Source organism: Flavobacterium fluvii (assembly GCF_900129545.1).
GTDB lineage: Bacteria > Bacteroidota > Bacteroidia > Flavobacteriales > Flavobacteriaceae > Flavobacterium > Flavobacterium fluvii.
Map to the genome: position 1 here is coordinate 509,970 of NZ_FQWB01000002.1, position 22,503 is coordinate 532,472.

Here is a 22,503-nt window from a genome sequence, read left to right on the forward strand (position 1 = left end):
AGTTCTCTTTTCTGTTGTCAATATCTTTTGACACTTTATACGCTATGTACGTGAGGCTGGTGATGATTGTCAATAGAATTGTTGTGATATAATTTTCCATTTTTATTTTCTTTGTTATGAATTACAGCTACTGGTTTCCCGGTAACTTTTTCTTGTAAATATTGGAAAACGATGAATAAAACTGGGATGATCAACAACCCTAGAATTACTCCCGAAATCATTCCGCCCGCAGCACCAATACTAATGGAATGATTCCCTTGGGCTGACGGACCTTTGGCGGTCATCATCGGAATTAATCCAACTACGAAAGCCAGTGACGTCATAATAATTGGACGTAAACGCAGTTTGGCAGCATCTATGGAAGCTTTGACTAATGCCTGACCGGATTTTCGCTTTTGGACAGCAAATTCTACAATCAGAATGGCATTCTTGGCGAGCAGTCCGATGAGCATTACCAAGGCAACCTGCACATAAATGTTGTTTTCGATTCCTGTCAATCCGATGGCAACAAATACTCCAAAGATTCCGGCTGGGATCGAGAAGATTACTGCCAAAGGCAAAATGTAACTTTCGTACTGTGCAGCAAGCAGGAAGTAAATGAATATCAGACACAGTAAGAAAATCGTCGCTGACTGTCCTCCCGAAGAAATCTCTTCGCGTGTTTGTCCCGAGAATTCATAACTGTAACCTGCTGGCAATTGCTGCGCTGCGACTTCCTCTATTGCTTTGATGGCGTCTCCAGAACTAAATCCGGGTTTCGGAATCGCATTCACCGAAATAGAATTAAACAAATTGTATCTCGAAGCTGTTTCGGAACCATAAATACGAGACAGTTTTACCAAAGTATTGATCGGAACCATTTCGCCGTTTTTGTTTTTCACGAATACACGGTCAATGGCTGACGGATCTGCCCTGTCGGCAATATCGGCCTGGACCACCACTCGGTAATATTTCCCAAATCGGTTAAAATCGGATGCTTGTGCACTACCAAAATAAGCCTGCATCGTTTGCAGAATGTCTTTAACTTTTACGCCCAATTGATCGGCTTTGGCATCATTGATATCCAATTGCAATTGAGGATAATCGGCTTTGAAGCTGGTAAAAGCGACAGCAATTTCCGGGCGTTTCATCAATTCTCCAATGAACTTTTGAGAGATGCTACTAAACTTGTCCAGTTTACCGCCTGTTTTATCCTGCAATACTAAATCCAAGGCTTCAACATTACTAAAACCGGGTACGGTTGGGAAACTGAACACAAAGAAACTGCCTTCGGAAATCGCGCCTAATTTGCCACGAACCTCATTCATTATTTCATCGATATTTTTAATGCTGCCACGTTCTTCATTTGGTTTAAGCAATACAAAAACCACTGCCGAAGACGGACTCGTAGAATTGGTCAACAAGTTGAAACCTGAAATCGCCGTTACAAATCGGGATGATTCCAAACCTCTCAGAGTATTCTCTGCTTTGGTCATTACTTTTTGGGTTCCGTCTAGAGAAGTCCCTGAAGGAGTATTAACTGCAATAGCAATAAACCCTTGATCTTCTGTCGGAATAAAACCAGATGGAGTCGTTTTTACCATTACAATAGTTGCAATAGTAATTAAAGCCAATCCGCCTAAACTTACCCATTTGTTACGGATCAAAAATTTCAATCCGCCTACATAACGGTTGGTCAAAGACTCAAAACTATTATTGAATCCAGTAAAGAATTTTTCTTTAAAACCTTTTTTCTCATAAGGAGCGTCTCCTTTTGCGTGATTGTCTTTTAGGAACAAAGCGGCTAGGGCAGGACTCAAGGTCAAAGCATTAACGGCCGAAATTACAATCGCAATTGCCATAGTGAAGGCAAACTGACGGTAGAAAACTCCTGTTGAACCTTCCATAAAACCAACTGGCAAGAATACCGCAGCCATTACCAGCGTGATCGAAATAATCGCTCCGGTAATTTCGTGCATTGCTTCATGTGTGGCTACTTTTGGAGACAGACCTTTGTGTTCCATTTTGGCATGCACGGCTTCGACGACGACAATCGCATCATCGACCACAATACCAATTGCGAGAATTAAAGCGAAAAGCGTTAAAAGGTTTATCGAAAATCCGAATAACTGCATGAAGAAGAACGTTCCTAAAATCGCTACCGGAACTGCAATAGCCGGAATTAATGTTGATCTGAAATCCTGCAGGAAGAGGAAAACAACTATAAATACCAGTATAAAAGCTTCCAGTAAAGTATGCTCCACTTGTTCAATAGACTGATCCAGAGAAACTTTTGTACTGTAGAAAATATTGTGTTTTATTCCCGCTGGAAAATCTTTGGATGCTTTAACCATCAGTTTGTTGATCGCAATCTGGATATCATTCGAGTTGGAACCCGCCAGCTGAATCACGCCAATAACGATTCCTTTTTTACCGTTCAAACGCGTTAAACTGTTGTAGGAGTAGGCACCCAATTCAACTCTTGCCACATCTTTCAATCGAAGAATAGAACCGTCGGAATTGGAACGAATGGCAATATTTTGATAATCTTCAGGTTTGGTTAGTTTTCCTTTGTATTTAATCACGTATTCGAAAACTTCGGTACTTCTTTCTCCAAATTTACCCGGAGCCGCTTCCAGACTTTTGTCCTGAATCGCTGCCATAACTTCATTTGGCGTCACATTATGAGTGGACATTTGAGTTGGATTCAGCCAAACTCTCATCGAATAATCTTTTACACCTCCAAAAATACTGGCAGCACCAACTCCCGGAATACGTTTTATTTCAGGGATAATATTGATCTGTGCATAATTGGCAACAAACGTTTGGTCGTATTTGGATTCATCCTCGGTATACATACCGATTGCCATGATAAAACTGTTTTGCTGTTTGGCAGTGATAATTCCCTGCTGTACTACTTCCGCAGGCAATTGGCTTGTCGCTTGAGCAACCCTGTTCTGAACGTTAACTGCAGCCTGATCGGCATCAGTTCCTAATTTAAAGAAAACGGTAATCGCCAACGTACCGTCGTTACTGGCAGTGGAACTCATATAAGTCATGTTCTCGACACCATTTATGGATTCTTCCAGCGATGGCGCAACAGAACGCAAAACAGTTTCTGCATTCGCTCCCGGATAAACTGCCGTCACCAAAACCGATGGCGGCGCAATATCAGGAAACTGTTGTAAAGGCAATTTCGTAAGTCCAAGTACTCCTAATATCACCAGTAAAATGGAGATAACGGTTGCCAGTACGGGTCTTTGTATAAATATTTTGAACATCTGTAAAAATTATTTTTTGTTAATGATTTGGGCAATTTTAACAGCTGATTTTTCGGGCTGAATCAGCTGTCCTTCCTGAAGTTTGTCGATACCGCTTAATACAATTTGGTCACCCGTTTTTACACCGTCTTTGATAAGATAGTTAACACCGCTTTTTCCAATAACAGTTATCGGCATTTTGGTAACCTTGTTTTCTTTGTTTACGGTAAATACAAAAACTTTATCCTGCATTTCTACAGTAGCGGACTGCGGTATCAAAATAGCATCGTCATGCTCCATTCCTAAACGGATTTTACCTGTATTTCCAGAACGTAACGTTTTGTGTGGATTAGAAAATTTAGCTCTTACCGTAATAGCTCCGGTAGTTTTATCAAACTGTCCATCGACCATGTCTATTTTTCCTGTTTGTGGATAAGCACTATTATCTGCTAACAGTAAAGTAACCGGAGGAAGTTTTTTGATTTTGTCACCAATGCTGTTTCCTGCATATTTTGATTTGAATTGGATGAAGTCCGTTTCACTCAAAGAAAAATAAGCATACACTTCCTGAACATCTGAAAGAGTTGTTAGTGCGTCAATATCTGTTGCAGAAACTAAACTTCCTTGTTTTTTTGGCAATCTTCCGATGTAACCATTTACTGGAGCCGTAATGGTGGTATAACCTAAATTGATTTTTGCCGAAGCTGCGATTGCTTTGGCCTGCTCGATATTGGCGGCAGCAATTTTCTGGGAAGCTTTTGCCGATTTCAGCTGATAATCAGAAACCACTTTGTTTTGAACCAGTGGTGTCAGTTTATCCACCTCAAGCTGTGCGTTGATGTAAGCCGCTTCGGCAGCATGAAGACTGGCCAAAGCATTGTTTAACTGCTCACGGTAAGGACGTTCGTTTATTTTGAACAAGGATTGTCCTTTGGTAACATACGCTCCTTCATCGACCAAAACGCGGTCTAAATTTCCGCTTACCTGGGGGCGGATTTCCACATCCACGGTTCCTTGTATGGCTGCAGGATATTCAGCATCGGTAGTGGTGTTTTCAGTGGTTATTGCCATAACAGGCAGGAGCGGAGCGGGTGCAGCGGCAGGAGCCTGCTGTTTATCTGCACAGCTGATTAAAAAAACAGCCATTAAGCTTAAAAATGTGATTTTTTTCATAATTGAAATTGGTTTAAAATTGGTATTGGATATAATTGTTTTTGGAATAATCGTTTCAGAATTCATGCTGTTTTTTATTTAAAGGTTATGGTTTAGTGGAGCAATAATTCTGGAACAATCGTTTCAGAATAAGTGCTGTAATTTAAAAATGCGTAAGCTTATTGTATATTGTTATCTGAAATAAACGTTCCAGAATTTAGGTAAAAAAAAGGGTTATTTAAATATGTTTTTAATCAGGAATTCTGACATTTTTTTGATTTTGATTGGATTTCCATGAAGAATGTACGATTGCTTCCATCCAGTAAAAGAAGTGGCAATGTATTCAGCCATTAATGCTGCATCTTCGGTATCATCCATTTCGCCTTCATCCATGGCTTTTTGAACTATTGTGGCCATAAATTCGATGAAAACATCATTGTTTTTACTCATCTGGTTTCGGACTGTGCAATCATCCGGAGCAATTTCGAAAATTGTTTTCATCCCCAGACATCCTTTGTCGCAGGATATAATCCACTCTGCTTTATCAGTAATCATTTTGATCAATGCTGCTTTGGCAGATGTTTCTTTGGCCACTTTTTCTCTTACTTCCTGCATGGCATTATCAAAATAATTGGCAATGCATTTCATGAATAACTGGTGCTTGTCGCCAATGGTGTTGTATAAACTGCTTCTGTTGATCTGCATGGCATCCACCAAGTCCTGCATTGAAGTGGCATTATATCCTTTTTCCCAAAAGACATTCATTGCTTTTTCAATTTTTTCGACTTCGTTAAATTCTACACAGCGAGCCATAAGATTTGTTTTTCACTTTGCAAATGTAAAACTATTTTTGGAACAAGCGTTCCAGAATTGATATTTTTTTACATTTTTTTTAAAAGAGCAACGAAAACATGGTTCAAAGGTATTTGATTTCCACTGAATAGGGGTCGTGTGGATTGTAGTGTAAAAAATCAGTATAAAAATAAAAGTCCTTATTCCTAAGGAGTTTACGGAGTTTTTTGAAAATATTCTTTTTTCTTTTTATGAAACATAAATAAGTAAGGCCCTAAACACTCAACTATGTTTGGGGCTTTTTTTTGCAATGTCTCGTCCTAAAAAATATTTTCAGTTATAATGCTAATTTTATGATGATTCCCAGAACTGCCGCGACAGCAATGATATACGGTTCCTGGATTTTCTTGATATAAATTAAAGCAAAAATGGTGGCAATGGTTATCAGCGTTGTTGGAATATCCAAAATACTCCTGGATGCAATTACGCCAACTGCTCCCACCAATGCGCCGACAACAGCGGCAGTAATGCCATCCACAAAGGCTTTGATGGATTTATTTTGTGCAATTTTCTTGAAGGATGGAGCCAAAGCAATCGTGAATAAATAACAGGGCAAAAACGTGGCTAAAGCAGCTACCAAAGCACCTGGTACCCCTGCAACTAAATAGCCTATAAACCCAACCGTGATAACAACCGGACCAGGAGTAATCATTGCCACGGCAACGGCATCGACAAACTGATGTTCCGTCAACCATTGATTTTCGACCACAACTCCCGAATGTAAAAAAGGTACAATCGCCAGTCCACTGCCAAATACAAATGCTCCTGCTTCCGCAAAAAAGACGGCAATTTTCATAAGGGTAGTGTTTTCAAAGTTCCAAAAACCTATTTGCAATAAAGCAATAGAATTGGCGGTTTTGCCATTAAACCATTTTGGAGGCGCTTTGACAAACATGTATAAAATCCCGGCCAATACAAACAACAAAACTTGTTCTTGCTGCGTGACCAATGTTACCACTACTGCCACTATAAAAAACAGCCACAATAGCCAATTGGTTTTAAAAGAGGTTAAATTGAATTTACCTATAGACTTCAGCGTCAGCTTATAAGAACTCATCACGATAATGCCTATAACGGCTGCGCCTACACCATAAAAAACGGCTTGAATCCAAGACAATCCGCCATATAATTTGTAAATGATTCCCAATAGTACCACCATTATGAACGAAGGCAAAACAAAGGCAAAACCTATCAACGTCGCTCCTAAAAAACTGTAATGCACGAATCCAAGGTAAATCGCCAATTGTGCCGCCAATGGACCCGGCGCCAATTGTGCCAAAGCCAAACCTTCCTTGTATTCTTCTTCTGAAATCCATTTTCGATTTTCGACTAAATCTTTGTGCATATAACCGACCAATGCCACTGGACCGCCAAAACCGATTGTTCCTAATTTTAGAAAATAAAAGGTCAATTCTTTTAAAGTATATATTGGATTCTCTTTCATAATTTAAAATATTGTTAAAAGGCAATACCAAGTTGAAGGCCTACGGTAAAAGTGGCAGGATGGTCATTGCCAAATCGTACAGGGAATGGAACAGAAACATAATAGCTGCTGTTGGTATTTTTTATTACTGTTTTGGTTATTACCGGAGTGACACCAAATCGGCCACTGGTCTCAAAGGCAGCCCTGCCAGCAAAAGTGTAGCCGTGCCCCAATGCTACCAATACGCCGGGATGAAACAATACACTATTTACTTTACTGATTCCGTCGTCAGTTTTTATGCTGGGAGCTATTTCAAAAGAAAACCCAATTTTGGCACTTTTCCAGATATTGATTCCTGTTGGAAAATTAACGGAATAATAATCCCTGAAGTTCACGGCAGTTTCCTCGCTGCTTAAGGTTACTATGGGATGCATCACGGAAAAATATCCCGTAATTTTTGGATATGTGGTCTGTGAAAAAACAGGCGTATTGAAAGCCAACAATGCAAAAATAATTGCAAATCTAACTTGTGTCATATTGTTTATATTTATGACAACAAAGCTAATACTACTAAAAAGGTCGAAATAGCATGTTATTTACTTTTTGTATCTGGATTACTTTTTTGTGCATTTTTTCGATAAGAGGAAGGGTTTTTTCCAGTGCTCTGCTTAAATATTCTCGTAAAATGACTTTGGTCTGAAAATCCGGTCATATACGCTATCTCCGTAAGTGGGTAGGTTGAATTCTGGATAAGATTAATGGCTTTTTCAATTCGTAGTTTCCGAACGTAATCTCCAAAATTAAGGTCTTCAAAATACTTGGAAAACTCTCTTGACAGATAGGAAGGATTCATTTCGAGGTCATTGGAGATTTTCTTTAGGTCAAAAGTGAATTGCGTGTCTATTTGATCTTGAATAATTGCTTTTAAATCATTGACCCAAGTTGGAGTTTTCTTCTTGGTTGTCTTTTTCTCTTTCAAAAACTTGTTATACACTTCGTGCAACAAACTTTCGAAAGGACTATTCTGCAAATGTTTTTGTTTGTACAAATGCGTTGCCCAACTGTACATTGCATCGTAAAGAACCATTCCGGTTTCCAATAATTTATGATCATCCGTAATATTATGGGAAAGCCCCGCCGAAATTGCCCAAAGCCCCGCCGATTCTTTTGCAATATCGTGTCTGTCCGTGTCTGCACCACGAACGATGTCTGCCATAATTAAAATAGCTGGGTCGTCAATTCCATATTTTTTTACGATGTAGTCAAAAGTGCATTGTTCTTCGTAATGGGTAAATTCCACATTGGGAATATCAAACGGTATGGCATCCAATTGTTTTGCTTTATCCAAAACTTCGCTGAAAGGAACATAAATAAATTCAGCTTCTTTGTCCACAAAATTTTTAATCAACCAAGGGCAGGCTATCCTGTCAATCTTGGGGCGTTCTCTGGTAATCCATTTCATGTGCAGTTATTTCTGTTTTAGGCATGAAATTATGGAATATGGTTGGATTTGTTTGCAAAAAAGCAAAAACCCTAAACATTTTTAAAGTGTTTAGGGTTTTTAGTTACTCTTGAGATACAATTTTTAAATTGTTTCCTCCAAGATTTGAAGAAATTAGCCTGTTTTAAGGGAAATTTTAAAATGGCTAAAAGTATTAATTGGCATTATCAGCGCTAAGTTTATATGTGTAGCTAGCTTCACAATTGCCTTTATCGGACCATTCAAGAGTACCACCGGCAGTTATACAATAAACTGTGGTATATCCTCCACCAACAGTAACAGAACCATTACTCCAAGCTAATACCCAACCTTTAAAATATCCATCAACATATACTTTAACATCATAACCTGTCCAGTTATCAAATTTTAAATCGCAATTGTCTCCTGCACCACGAGACTTTTCAGGTTTTGCAACTGGAACATCTGGAGCATCACAAACAAAATCTTTTTTGATGTTTGGATTTTGACCTCTAGTTTTCGCAACTTTTTTTGCAGTAATGGTAACTTCTTTTTTTGCTTTTTGCTGTGCAAAAGAAGTCAAAGATACTCCTAAGAATAAAACAGCAACTAGTAATAATTTTTTCATAGATGTTAATTTTTATAAGGTTTATATTTTTCAAAAATATTAAAAAATATATTTACAATCAAAATTCATATTAAAATTTTCTTAAAAAAAATATTACTTTACAATTTCATAAACAAATTCAGCACTAAAACCATCTATTTTCTCGGATGGTGAGTTTGCTTCTGCACCTCTGGAATGGGCATAACTTTGCTGGATAAAATTTTCTAACGGATTTTCGCCAACCCCTCTTGATCCAGCCCCTCGTGCTTGAACTGTAGGCTGAAAATTGATTGGAGTCGAAGTAGCAAATCCTTTCAGTATCAAACGTTCGTATGGCGGACCAAAAGAATAAACACAATCTTTGAAAATCATTGTTTTTCCAGGTTCCAATTTTCGTTCGTTGTTGTTTAATGTACAATTGCCATTGGGCATAAAAGGATTTATTTCTCCCTTTGAGTTGATTTCTATGATACTGAAATATATGGGTCTTTCGCTTTTATTGGTTACTTGCAAAACCACAAAACTATCTTTGGTATTTACTTCGAATGTGCCACTACTGTTATAAAATGAATTTTCAGGTTTTAATTCTCCAGCCGTATTCGTGTCTTTATTGTATTCTACGGGCAAAAGTTTAAATTCGAATTCATAATTATAATTTTTCAAACTTAAATCCTTTAAATATTTACCTTGTGCGTAATTGAATATTTTTTGATTGATTATTTCAACATCATTTGAGCCCCTTGTTGAAGCAATTTTATCAATGGTTTCTTCACCATGGGAAGAACTTAACACATATTCAGATTTTCCTCTGGAAATGACAATATCACTACTTTTAGAATCTGCAACGATTTCACCAATATTATTTTTTGACAAAAAAGAACTAACTCCTTCTTTAGCAACCGGATCTGTTACTGAAGGTTCCAAATAGACTTTTAAAGCAATGTCTCCATAAGAAAGCTTGTCTACGAAAATCCAATATTTTTTCTGGTTTTCATCCGGTAGGGCAGAATCCAGTTTTATTGTAGCCGAACTAAAACCCGCATTCGTTATAGTTCCAGTTGTTATCACTTTGGACTTGTCTACTTTTGAAGTTCCGGCAGGAAGGATAAAAACAGTTGTTTTGTCGAATAACCCATTTAGTTTTCCTGCATTTATTTGAAGGATGTCCGGCTTGGCAATTTTATTTATTTCATAATAAGTTTGTTGTGCCACATATTCTCCTTTAAACAATTTATAATCTACGTCGCCCTCAATGGTTGGGGTTTGCTTGGGTGTAATCACGTTCATGTTTGTAGTGATTTTGGAGAACAATTGTCGGTATGAAAAATCGGTTCCCAAATCTGTCATTGCTTTAGAGAAAGCATAGCTGAGAGATCCAAAACCCTCGTATTCATAATTTAACTCGTCTGCCGATGCTCCAGTAATCATGACAAAAGGTGCGGCATCTTTGTCGATGGCGGCTTTTTCAAACATGGCACTCCCTTTTTGATTTATCAAGTCTTTTTCTTTCCATCCAACCGGTGCAAAAGTTGGTTCACCCCCTCTGGTTTTTTCTCCTGTTCCTCTTGTTGCGGAACCTGAATGACAACTATCCAACAACATTAATAACTGGCCAGATTTGCCCAATTTATTTCGGAAGCTGGTAATTACATTTCCTATTTCGTCATCGCGAAAATGATTTTCACCTTTATAATTGTCCGAATAACGGGCATAAGCATCATAAGGAACAATGGCCTCATCTTTGCCATCGATTTCATCTCCGTTGTCATCAAATATCTGTTGGCCATGACCTGAATAATGGATCATTATTATGTCACCTTTTACAATTTTTGACTGCAATTTTGTCAATGCCTCCAAAATGCCTTTTTTGTCAGCATTTGCATCTGTCAAAACGGTAATGTCTTCCTCTAAAAAACCATTCTTTAAGAGACTATTTTTTACTAAAGGAACATCGTTCAAAGAACTGATGCTTCCCCAACCAGATTCTTTAGGATAATCTCCAACAGCAATTATTAGTGCTCTTTTTTTGGCTTGTAACTGTAGATTAGAAAGAATAAGTAGCAGTAAAATAATTTTCTTCATATAATTAAATAATTTAGATTGGTAAATAATTTTATTTGAAATGAATAAATATTAGCGAAAATACTTAATTTTAGCCTATGATTTTAAATAATTTAATATTTGTTCAGGATAAAAATAAATTGTGGCATGCAGAATTTAAAAATGTAGCAAATGAATAAACAACTTTATTCACTAATATTATTTTTTGTTTTTCTTCAAAATGGAATTTCGCAAGGAGAAAGAGGCTCAGTTTCAATAGTTACGAAAAAAGAAAAAAATGGCACCACCCGAGCTTTATTGGTGGGGATTTCTAATTATATTACTGAAGGATTAAAGCTGGGTTATGCACATAAAGATGCTTTATTATTCAAGGACTATTTAAAAAAAGTCGAATTAATTCCCGATGAAAACATTAGTACGCTCATAGATGGAGATGCATTATCCATCAATATCCTGGACGGGTTAAAAAAAATAATGGATCAGACACAATCAGGTGATATTGCTTATATCTATTTTGCAGGGCATGGTGATGTGGTAGATGATTTAAAAGGTAAACAAGGATTTTTATTGGCTGCAGATGCCAATAATAGGCAGGAATATTATGGTACAAATGGTGTTGTGTCCCTGAAATTTATTAACGAAGTTGTTGATAATATCACTTCTAAAGGCGGCAAGGTAATTTTAATCCTGGATGCTTGTCATTCGGGCTTTTTATTTCAGGAGGGATCAAAAAAAAATCAAGAGACTTTAAATGATAATTTCATAAAATCCACAAAATTTCTTAGTTGTGGTCCTGACCAGGTATCTATAGAGAGTGCTGAACTGGAGCAAGGTTATTTTACCTATTATTTAATTTTGGGATTAATGGGAGCAGCTGATCAAACAGAAGTCGATGGTCAAATTAAATATTTTGAATTGGAGCTTTTTCTGGATAAAAATGTTACAGGCGAAACCAATCAAAAGCAGACTCCAGTTGTATGGAATCAAAAATCAACTTCCATTTTTCGGGCAATCAATGCAAAAGACAAAACAGTAGCCTTAAATTCGATAAAAAAAACGAGCGTGCTGAAAAAGGCATTTGCTGCAAGAGGCATCAACGACAATTCAGCCGAAGTTTCCACTCCTGCAACAGAGATGAATCCGATTGTTCAAGACTTTAATGCTTTATTAAAAAAAGGAGACTATCATGGTACTGCAAACAGTGCCTACGAGCTTTTTTCCCAAGCAAGAAAAAATCAAACTGTTGATGCAAAAACAATCAACAAGATGCAATACACATTAGTAAAAGCACTTTCCACTGATGCCCAAATACTGATAAATGATTACATCGGTGGAGCAGAAGCCCTTCCTTCGGGAAAAACATTTTTGGACTTTGCAAAGCAATTGGAGATTTGTTTGGATGTCCTGGATAAAGATGCCTTTGATCGTGACAGATTCTTGACGAGCAAATTATTCCTAGAAGCCTACAGTATTATTAGAAACTTGAATTTTTCTAATTACAAGATAGCGGAACAAAAACTTTTGGAAGCCCTGAAATTACAACCAAGAGCAGCCTATATCCACAATGCATTGGGACTTCTTTATAATGAATCGGAAAATTATAAAAAATCATTTTCCCATTATGCCACTGCGCAAAAATTGATTCCTTCCTGGGCTTTACCGTTAAACAATATTGCGGTTAATTATACGGACTTGTTTCAATATGAAAATGCCAAAGAAAAATATTTTGAAGCATTAAAGTTAAATGGAAATAAAAGCGTGTTATACAGTAATATTGGTGTTGTTTTTAATCTCGAGGGCAAATATCAAAAAGCGGAGGAATATTTTAAAAAATCGTTGGAGTTCAATCCCAACAATATTCGATCTCTCAAAGAATTAGGGAATTTGAATAAGATGAAAGGGAATATTAAACAGTCTAAAGAATGGTATGCTAAAGCCATTGAAATAGATACATCCGGAACATTTCGGGATTATGGCTTGTCCGATTACCTGGAAGATTTCAGTGTAGACCGGACAAAAGCCGAGGACTTGTTAAAACGAGCCATTAAAGAAAATCCGCATTATTCCAACGTGTATTCAGACTATGCCGATTTTATAAAAAATGAAACCAGTGGAGAAGAAAATTTAAAGGTTGCTGACTCGCTCTATCGTGTAGCCATTCAAAACAATCCCTATAATGAATGGGCATATGCAGGAAGGGGATGGTTATTTCATCAGTTGAAAAATGATGGACAGGCCAATGAATCATTTTTGGAAGGCATTAGAATTAATCCTCGCAAGCCCTTTGCATATTATTATTATGCCGATTTTCAAGACAGGGTGCTTGCAGAACCAAAGAATGCCGAGAAAAATTACTTGAAAGCAATTAAGAAAGACCAATATTACATCCCGGCCTATGAAGCATTGATAAAATTGTACAATAAATCAAAGCAACAAGACAAAGCTGTCAAGTTGCTCCAGAAACTACTTAGAACTAATCCAAACTCATTAGATTTTCAAAACTTGCTGGGAGATACTTATTTCTCGGCAGATAATCTGGATAAAGCAATTAGTTGTTATAAAAAAGTGATAGAATTAGATGCAACCTATGCAAAAGCTTATGGTAATCTGGCTTACAGTTTGCTTCAGAAAAAAGATTTTGGCCAGGCAAAAGATTATTTTGTTTTGGCAAACAAATATGATCCGTATAAAAATAAACTTACCCAATTTACAGATTTATTATTGATAGAGTCCAGGGCCAAAATTAAAAACAATGAATTGCATCAAGCCCAACTTATATTGGAAACAGCCTACAATGTGGAATCAGATATTGCGGCTGGTTATGCCTTGAATGAAGTTTATTATCTCGAAAACGAAACTGAAAAAGCGAAGATTTTCCTTGAAAAAATAATTAAAGCCAATGAAGTTAAATTTTGGGAGGTAAAACTCTTCGAATTGGGAATTAAAATTGCATCGGATGCCGATGATTCAGCTTTAGGGACCCTATATTATAATAAACTTGGCACAGTAACGACGAACAAAACCAAGATTGACCAAATTGTGCAGGCTTTATATCTTAATCAAATAGGAAAAACAAAAGAAAGCAAGAACTTGTTGAAAAATCTCAATCCATTGTTGTTGAATGAAGAAAATTTAAAGCTAAAGTACAGCGAAAAAACAATCCAAAAAATAAAAACACTTTTGCAATGAGAAAGATAAAAAACAGATTGGTTTTTATAAGCAGCTTATTTTTTACTCTAGTAACTTATTCCGGCGTAAATATCAAAACAGGAGAGTTTTATATTTCATATACTGACATTGAGCCCGAACATACTTTGGGAAGTATAACAAACATTTATAGAACTTACAGCTCTAAAAGCACATTCAATGGTTTGTTCGGCTCTGGCTGGAGTTCGGCTCTGGACACTTTTTTGAGCGTTTATCCCGATGGTTCCATAATTGTCTATGAAAACGGAATCTATCCTACTTATTTTGAGTCGATTTTAACTACTGATGATTTAATAAACAACATGATTGACCAACTCATAAAATCGGGTATCGAGCAAGGATTTATAGTTAATAATCCGGACGAGATTTTAAAAAACAGGGAAAAATTAAAGGAGCAAAAATATAGAACTTCACGATGGGGAGAATACATCAAGAAAGGATACCTGAAATATACCCCAGAATTTTCGGTTGGCATGGAGTGGGAGCACAATCAGGAAAGCAACCAAAAAATAATTAAAACCCAAACAGGATATGTAAGAACGTATGAGAATCAACAAGATTATTTTAATTTTAAAGGTCAACTCATAAAAAGTATTTCAGGAGACTCTTTTTCGGAATTTGAGTACGTAGACGGAAAATTAGCTAAAATAACCAATGCGGATCATGCATCTTATTTAATCACCACCAATAAAGATGGACATATTGTCAAAATAGCTTTTGGTAATGAGTTTGCGGTTTATAAATATGACAATGATAATTTGGTTGAAACGGAAGATGCAGAAAAAAACAATTACAAGCATACCTACGACGCCAATTATAACATGATCAGGATCAGTTATACTGATGGAACTTCGATGGAAATAACATACAGCAGAGAAAACTATTTAGCAACACAAGTCAACTACAAAGGCGAAATAACCGATTATGACTATAAGTTTTTTTACAACAACGATGGTTCTGAAGACAAAAAACATTATGCCACGGCTATTGTCAAAACTGATAAAAAAGGGGAAAAACAAAAAAGTTATTATGAATATCTGTTGAAAGAGAACGAAAATGGCGAAGAATATATCTCAAAATATATCAAAGAAGAAAAAGGTATAAAATCTGTTTTTATTATGGATGATTTATGCTATTATCCGATTGAAAAAAATGTCGACAATCAAATCACAAAATTAAAATATGACAGTCGCTGTTTGCTCGTCGAAGAAATAGCTCCTTCCGGAAAAGTAAAAACGCAAAAATGGCATTCTGATGTGGACAAAATAACAGAGGTAAATGATGCTGGATTAATCACGACATTCGAATATGATAAAGATTTTAATATGGTACTAGCCAAAAGGAGTGACAACAAGATGGTTAAACTGGAGTACGATAAAGATCAAAAAGTTGTTGCAATCAATATGGGCAAGCAGTTATTGTCGATAGATTATAAAACAGATGGGCAACCAAGCACGTTTAACATTCAAAATCTAGGTAAAACAAACGTGAGTTTTGATGATGAAGGAATGTTAAAGAGCGACACGGAAAATAAAGCAGCATCCGAGGTCATGGCTGTTTTTCAAGAAATGATGAATTTTATAAAACCCGCAGAAACGAATTTAAATCCAGAGTATTAGGAACTGCTATTTTGCTGGCAGTTTAACATTAATAAATTCAATTTTAAATGAAACATATAAAAATTATTCTAATCTTATTTATATCGACTATTGGTTTTTCCCAAGTAAACAGTGATATTGCTATTGGTTTGAAAGACAATCATTATCGTAAAGTCACGGCTACTTTGCTCACAAAAGATGAAAAAAGCATCATAACGTCTGATGAAACAGGTAAGATTTTGCTGTTTGACGCGAATAAATTTGACTATGTCAAGACCATCAGAAAAAGTTCCGGAATTCCCATACACAGCATGCGATTGATAAAAAATGATTCCCTTTTATTGATTTCCCAAAAATACCAATATAGCGACGGCACAACAGATTCCATAATTGGCATCCGATTACATGACAACAAAATAGTATTGAAAAATAAAGAAAGTTTCGGCTTTTTAGGCAATACCAAAAAGGATCTTTCCATTGTCAATCATAAATTAAACTATGGTTGCAACATCGAAATCATTAAAAATAATTTTACCAGTTTTTACACATTCAACAACCCCGAAAACATTGATGTACTTGAAATTTCTAATGACCAAAAAAAGATAATTTATGTTGAAAGGGATTATGTTTCTCAAAAAAATATTATCATAAAAGATATTTCGTCCGGAGCAATAGTCAAACAAATTCCCATAAAAGAAAAAACGGAAGTCCTTCATTTGATTTTTGATACTGCATCGGAATCATTTTATGCCTTATGTTATCTTGAAGAAGAAAAAAAAATGGAAATTTTTAAATATAAAAATGATGCTATTTGGAACAATAGTGTTTTTACTTATGCCTACAAGGGATTTTCGTCATCAACATTGGTTACCGCAACAGCAACGAACAATGACCAAAATATAGTAATAACCAACAATAGTTTTAATTCAAATCCAATACTAGTTCAAAAAAAAGGCGACAAGTTTAGTGCCATGGAAATAGAAATGGAATTTGGCACTTATCCAAATATTGCACTTCAAGTTCCATCAAAAGAGGAAATTATATTTTATCAAAATTTTAATCCCAATTTTTCCAATGCAGTTAGTTTTAATGTGTACAACACCAAAACAAATAAAATAACTGGAGAATTTCCAAATACTATAAAAGGGCTAAGCAAAGGTTATTTTTTGCCAAATGACAATTGGTTAGTAGTAGGCGAGAGCATTACTGGATCGATAGACTATGTGAAATATTTCAATGCTGGAACGTTTAACAATCGTTTCGCCAAACTAAAAATTGATGATTATATACCGTTAAAACACAATATTAGCAGCACTGCTATTTCAGCAAATTACGGGACACTATTCGATCGAGTTTCGGGATGTCAGATTTTTTATGGGAGAGAAAAGGACAAAGTATTGGAAGGAAAATACCATTATTACAAATACGATTTGATAAATGACAAAGTAACCAAGCTATTCGAGGATCAAAAAGGATATTTCAATATTTTGGATTATAATGACAAAACTAAATCTCTTTTGCTTTCCGAGGGTAAATACACGGATGGTAGCACTGCTTCCAATAAAATAATGATTCTTGAAAACAACGAGAATATTGAGTTGCCTAAAAGCTACAAGACAGGGAAATTTTCCAATAATGGAGATTATTTACTGACGATTAATAGCGATGACATTGCTGAAGTCAGAAATATTTCCAACAATGAAATTATTTATTCCCAAAAACTCGACGAGGGAAATATTGATGTTGAAATTGCCGGTGATTCCGGTTTTGTCATTAGCAATTCGTTACGTAAAAAAAGTTCCAAGAATTGTTATTCCCAATCTCTTATCTTGGAAGTCAATAATAATAAGGTAACTTCAAAAGTGCAAGATTGTGCCATAATCTCTGCTATTAGCTATAAGAATGAGTCTGCAGCCTTGATCATTAATAATCAAATAGTGGCAGTAAAAGACAAAGCATTAAATTTCAATGCTTCTGAAATACCATTGAGTGTGTCTTTCAATTCGGATGCAACAAAAATAATGGTCAGTTTTAAAACAGGCATCATAAAAATTTATGATGCCAATACCTTGAAAGAATTAGGTTCGATGATGCATCCCGACAAAGACAGTCATGTGTTTTTGGACACTAATGGGTACTATTTCAGCAATATTGATGCAGGGAATTATCTTTTTGCCACTCAATCAAATCAAAAAGTTGCATTGCAAAAAATTGAAAACGAAGCATTCAAGCCCGAAAAAATACTTTCGCTGTTTGGAAAACCAAATGAAGAATATGCAAAAACACTCGATAAAGCAATTGCCATTAGAAACGAAAGCAAAACGGCAACCAATCCTGAAACCAAAGTTACGGGTAATGCTGTTTCAACACCAAATGAGAACTTGGGCAACCCCAACTTGTACTTGGTATCCATAGGAGTTTCAGATTACCAACAATCGAAATACAATCTGACATTTGCTGATAAAGATGCCAAAGACATTGCACATATTTACGGCAAGTTTGACAAAAATGATATTAAAGACTACAAAGACAAATTCTTTGGGGATGTTTTCAGCTTGCACGAAAAAAAGGATCAAGTTATTGGCAAAATAAAAAAATATTTGGGGAATGTTTACAAAAGTACGGGAGATTTTTTTCTGGTAAACCCTAAAGAAAACAGCTGGTTGGAAGTAAATCACAACAAGTTCAATTTATGGAACTTTAATTCGCAAACTGTTGATTCATTGATTTTCTCAAAAGATTTTCCGCTTTCAGTTTATGACAAAGCCAAACAAGTAAATCCGTATCCGGACGGAAGCGGTTTTGCATTGCTTAACGGTGATAAAATTATGAATTATTCGATAAAAAGTAAAAAGACGGAGTTTCATAAACTTCCTGCTTCCACTAATTCGGGAGATTATGCTTTAGTTTCAGAAAAAGAATGGCTGATTTTTGAGTACACCAATTCGAATTCATTAACAAAAGTGGTCCTGAATTTTTATGACGTCGAAAAAAGCATAAGCAATAAACAAATAGAAATTAATTTAAAAAATTACAAAACAAAAGATGAAAAAGGAAATCTGAAAACAGAAGATTTTGAAGAATATAATTTGCCTCATTTGAGGAATATTTCAAAAGACGGCGAATATGTTTTATTCAGTATAAATGAGTCTTTGTTTATGGTTGACACCAAAGAAAGTAATCCAGTTCCAGTAAAAATAGATGCCGACAATAAAATTGAATCTGGGGATTTAATATCAATTTCTCAAGATGGAAAAACTTTTTGTGTATTAAAAACAAATTCAGATGGTTTGAGATACAATTCATTCGTTTATGCAATTGATGGAAAATCAATCGAAAACCAATCTTTCACGGATAAAGAATATGCAATCAAAGGATTTTCAATTTGCGATGCAAAACCTAGATGGGTCGAGATGAGTGAGCCATTACTGGACGAGAGTTGGACAGACTCCAATGATAATGAGCTATTAAACAACGGTCAACCCTTTTCGTTTGAAAAAGTATTCGTGACTAATCTAGTTAATGGTGATGCAAATTCTAAAAATATAAAAGAAACTTTGGCACATTTTTTTGAAAAAAGCAAGGCAAACGATCAAGTAATGATTTTTCTTGCCGGACACGGTGTTTTGGACAAAAACAATAATTATTATTTCGCTCCAACAGATATGGATTTTACTAATGTTGCCACCAATGGAATTTCGTTTGAGTCATTGGTTAATTCGCTTAAAAACGCGCCTGCAGCCAATAAACTTTTATTGATGGATTCTTGTCATTCTGGAAATACCCTTGATATAGCAAATACAAATACTGATGTTAATGCTAATGTAACGACTGCCAATAGTGAACATAGAGGTTCGTCGGCAACTTCGACCAAAGATGAAACAGCTTTTAAAGTATCAGAAGTTGTAGGTACATTGTTTGAAAATTTCTTGTCAAAAAGCGGTGTCACGATTGTATCGGCATCCTCGGGATCTGATGTTGCTTATGAAAACAAACGATTAGGGAATGGCGCTTTTACCGCAGCCTATATAAAACTATTAAAAGAAAAATTAAATGCAGGGGTGAGCTTGGAGAAAGAAGAGCTGCAAAGGTCAATACCGTTGACCAAAGAGGATATTTCAAAACTGTTTAAACAAGTCATGGAAAGCACAAATAACAAACAAGTTCCGGATTTACGAGAAATCAATGATAAAACGGAATTGAAATTATGGTAAACTAAACGCTTAAACACACACTATTCACAAAGGCCAAACCTTTCGCAAAGAACATTGTTTATTTGTTCATCATCGAGTCCCGATGCTTTCAAATCATCGATAAACGATTTATAATCGTCTTTTAATGTCTTGTATTTATTTCTGTCAACTAAAGTAAAAGTATAAAAAGGAAGATTGTTTAAATTGGGAAAAGACTCTTTGGAAACCGTCCATTCAAAAGTGGTTCCTTGCTGGAAAATAGGATTGTCATTAAAAAGAACCAACCCTGATCCGTTTGTTGCCAATTTTAGCACTTCATCAGATTCTTTTTTTCGAATAAAAACATAGTTCAGAGAAAGCGAATCTGCCTTCCATCGTAAAGTGATTTTTGAATTTTTAACCTTCGCGCTGTCTTTTGGCGAGAGCATCAAGTTATTGCCACGATAAACAGCACCAATGACTTTTTTTCCTCCTTTTTGGGTCATTTCTTGCCAAACAAGTTTAAAATACTTGGAGGTTAGTCCTGTTGTTGCTTCTTTTTTGCGAAAAAGAAGTAATTTATCGAAATTATAATTACCCGGTTTATCGATAAGATACACTTGTCCAGACTCATCCAAAGCTGTAATTTGGGATTTATCGGCTACTTTTACGTTGTCTTTTTTGTTTATAAAATCCCCTTTTTTAATCTCCTTTTTTATTGGGTTTTCTTCTAAAACAACACTCCCTTTTGTATTGTATATACAAAGACGATTTTGCGCATTTAGCGGCTGAATACATAAATTAAACAAAATAATGACTTTTAGAAGTCTAGATAATTTTTCCATTGAAATTTATGTTTTAGATATTCTAATAAGTGTTCAAAATAAGACACCATTTCCCCGGATAACAATACTAAAACTAAAATTGGAGTTACATTTATTATAATGTCGTTTTTCAATAAAAGCAAAGCCAAGTATAAAGTTGAGACGGTAAATAGAAGTTGAAGTATCTTGATTAAGATATGGGAAATAACAGAGTTGCCTTTATTCAAAACCAAGCTAATCATGATAAAGACAAAGGATACGAGAAAGGCCAAAATGTAACAAACATATTTAGGCGTAACAGTTATAAAGCTTTTATTAATAAGCATTTTTACAATATTGGCATGAACAAGCACACCAAACATGTCTGGTGTAGATTTTCCTGTGTATTTGGGATTTAAAGGCGTAAAAAGTTTATCTTCGATATCATATGGGTTGTCGGTTGGATCGCCTAAATATCCCATAATCACAATGGCATTTTTTAGTGCCGGAATAGAGTCCTTTGCCAAAACATCATCAATATCCAACACCAAAAACGAATTTAGATTCCCTGTATATTTTATGGTTAATTCTTCACTTAATTTTTGTTTTGCCGTATTTTTATCCAAATAGCCCGAGACCATTGCAATTTGGGTTGCAAAAGCAAAAACAGTATCTTTTTCGGTATTTACGCCTTTAAATTCTCTAACGACATTGTTTTCTCCTTCAAGGTTAAAATCGACATAACCCTCATGCGTTTTTGAAGTGTGAAACTCTTTTTGACTTCTTGTAATACTGCCATTTTCTTTATGAAAAAAAGCCGTGACAATTTTGTTGGATTTATGAAGCGCGGCATTTAAAATAGAATCTACAAAAGGCTCTTTTTTTTCTTTGAAAATGGCATCAATTCCGATGACTTTTGGTTTTTGATCCGCAATTTTGTTTATGGCTTCTGCAATTTCCACTCTACCAGAATGTTTTATGTTGACTAAAACAACGTCTTTGGAAATCTTGTTTTCATAAAGTTCCTTGGCATAATAAATATCCGTAAAGTTGAAATCCTCGAAAGCTTTCTCGAAAGGATCAAAAATTGAAATATTGACAACAATGACGTATAAAATAAATGAGGCTAAAAACGAAAAAATGGTGCCCAAAAAGGAATCTCTGATTAAGAATTTGTTTTTGTCGGTCATTTACGTGATTTTAATGATTTTCACTTAAAGGCAAAAATAAGATATAAAACTGTTTTTTGATTAAATTTTATTCAATCAAATTTAAGTTTTTTCAATAAATTTTTTGAAAACGGAGTATGTTTTGTTTATAGCATAAAAAAAAGCCCATTTCGTAAGAAATGGACTTTTAGTTTGTGACCTTGACTGAATTGGTTTTTCTATCGTTTTTTTGTTGAATTATGGTCAATCTGACGTTTTTATTGGTCTAATTCTGAAAAGTATTTTTGGTTTAAACGACACAAGTGGACATTAATGTACTTGAATGGACACATAAATGGACACGTTTTTAGACACAAAACTTAATTAGAATTAAATTTAAAATGTTTAAAAACTTAAAAAAAACACAGATGAAAACGAAATTTTTTCTACGAGAAAACAAGTCAAAGTTAACGATTAATTTTGAATTTAGAAATGGCTCAATTAGATTTAGAGGAGCGACACCTTACACTGTAAATAATCTTAAAGAATGGGATGAAAAAAAAGAAAGAATTAAATTGCCTTCAACAAGAATTAATGCCTATAAAGACAATATCAACTTAAATGAAATTTCAACCAAGTTTTTGGAAAGTCTAGGGAATTATAAAATAAATGAAATTACGGTAAAACTGTACGTCTTCAAACTAATTTGGACTTTTACTAAGAGAGTGTTCTGTTAATTAATTCAAAGATAAATGTTTTTCTTTGTTAGTTGAATTTTTAAA

14 protein-coding genes are annotated in these 22,503 nt (G+C 35.3%); 4 read left to right on the forward strand and 10 right to left on the reverse strand.

Annotated features, from left to right (window positions below; genetic code table 11):
- Positions 1–35: 35 nt before the first annotated feature.
- From BUC16_RS07710 to BUC16_RS07745, 8 genes are all read right to left on the reverse strand, one after another.
- A complete protein-coding gene (locus tag BUC16_RS07710; protein ID WP_073369471.1) occupies positions 36–3,260 on the reverse strand; it encodes an efflux RND transporter permease subunit in 3,225 nt (1,074 codons plus the stop codon).
- Between the two features lie 9 nt (positions 3,261–3,269).
- A complete protein-coding gene (locus BUC16_RS07715) occupies positions 3,270–4,412 on the reverse strand; it encodes an efflux RND transporter periplasmic adaptor subunit (RefSeq protein ID WP_141226098.1) in 1,143 nt (380 codons plus the stop codon).
- 213 nt (positions 4,413–4,625) lie between these two features.
- Complete coding sequence (locus tag BUC16_RS07720; RefSeq protein ID WP_073369474.1) at positions 4,626–5,204, reverse strand: TetR/AcrR family transcriptional regulator; 579 nt, start codon at positions 5,202–5,204, stop codon at positions 4,626–4,628.
- Positions 5,205–5,520: 316 nt separating this feature from the next.
- Positions 5,521–6,687, reverse strand: coding sequence for a chromate transporter (locus BUC16_RS07725; protein ID WP_073369475.1), 1,167 nt, complete (start codon positions 6,685–6,687; stop codon positions 5,521–5,523).
- A 14-nt stretch (positions 6,688–6,701) separates the two neighbouring features.
- Positions 6,702–7,202 carry a hypothetical protein gene (locus BUC16_RS07730; RefSeq protein ID WP_073369477.1) on the reverse strand — a complete coding sequence of 167 codons (501 nt, stop codon included), beginning with the start codon at positions 7,200–7,202 and terminating at the stop codon, positions 6,702–6,704.
- Between the two features lie 56 nt (positions 7,203–7,258).
- A complete protein-coding gene (locus tag BUC16_RS07735) occupies positions 7,259–8,128 on the reverse strand; it encodes a chromate resistance protein ChrB domain-containing protein (RefSeq protein ID WP_073369479.1) in 870 nt (289 codons plus the stop codon).
- A 193-nt stretch (positions 8,129–8,321) separates the two neighbouring features.
- On the reverse strand, positions 8,322–8,753 hold the full coding sequence (locus tag BUC16_RS07740) for a hypothetical protein (protein ID WP_073369481.1): 432 nt from the start codon (positions 8,751–8,753) through the stop codon (positions 8,322–8,324).
- Between the two features lie 93 nt (positions 8,754–8,846).
- Complete coding sequence (locus BUC16_RS07745; protein WP_073369482.1) at positions 8,847–10,814, reverse strand: caspase family protein; 1,968 nt, start codon at positions 10,812–10,814, stop codon at positions 8,847–8,849.
- Between the two features lie 150 nt (positions 10,815–10,964).
- Between BUC16_RS07745 and BUC16_RS07750 the strand changes: the two genes are divergently transcribed.
- From BUC16_RS07750 to BUC16_RS07760, 3 genes are read left to right on the forward strand one after another with little or no spacing between them, the layout of a single operon-like run.
- Entirely contained in the window at positions 10,965–13,982 is a 3,018-nt protein-coding gene (locus tag BUC16_RS07750; RefSeq protein ID WP_073369484.1) for a tetratricopeptide repeat protein, read from the forward strand.
- The gene (locus BUC16_RS07755; RefSeq protein WP_073369485.1) at positions 13,979–15,619 is read left to right on the forward strand and encodes a DUF6531 domain-containing protein; all 1,641 of its coding nucleotides are present in this window, start codon (positions 13,979–13,981) and stop codon (positions 15,617–15,619) included. The genes BUC16_RS07750 and BUC16_RS07755 overlap by 4 nt, the downstream gene beginning before the upstream one ends.
- Positions 15,620–15,666: 47 nt before the next feature.
- Entirely contained in the window at positions 15,667–19,812 is a 4,146-nt protein-coding gene (locus tag BUC16_RS07760) for a caspase family protein (protein ID WP_073369487.1), read from the forward strand.
- Positions 19,813–19,832: 20 nt separating this feature from the next.
- Here BUC16_RS07760 and BUC16_RS07765 read toward each other — a convergent pair whose 3' ends face one another.
- Both BUC16_RS07765 and BUC16_RS07770 read right to left on the reverse strand, forming a co-directional pair.
- Positions 19,833–20,615 (reverse strand): hypothetical protein, encoded by a 783-nt coding sequence (locus BUC16_RS07765; RefSeq protein ID WP_073369489.1) that lies wholly within the window; start codon positions 20,613–20,615, stop codon positions 19,833–19,835.
- Positions 20,591–21,763, reverse strand: coding sequence for a CHASE2 domain-containing protein (locus BUC16_RS07770; protein WP_073369490.1), 1,173 nt, complete (start codon positions 21,761–21,763; stop codon positions 20,591–20,593). Before BUC16_RS07770 ends, BUC16_RS07765 begins: the two co-directional genes overlap by 25 nt.
- Positions 21,764–22,149: 386 nt before the next feature.
- Between BUC16_RS07770 and BUC16_RS07775 the strand changes: the two genes are divergently transcribed.
- Entirely contained in the window at positions 22,150–22,458 is a 309-nt protein-coding gene (locus tag BUC16_RS07775) for a hypothetical protein (protein ID WP_141226099.1), read from the forward strand.
- The last annotated feature ends 45 nt before the right edge of the window (positions 22,459–22,503 follow it).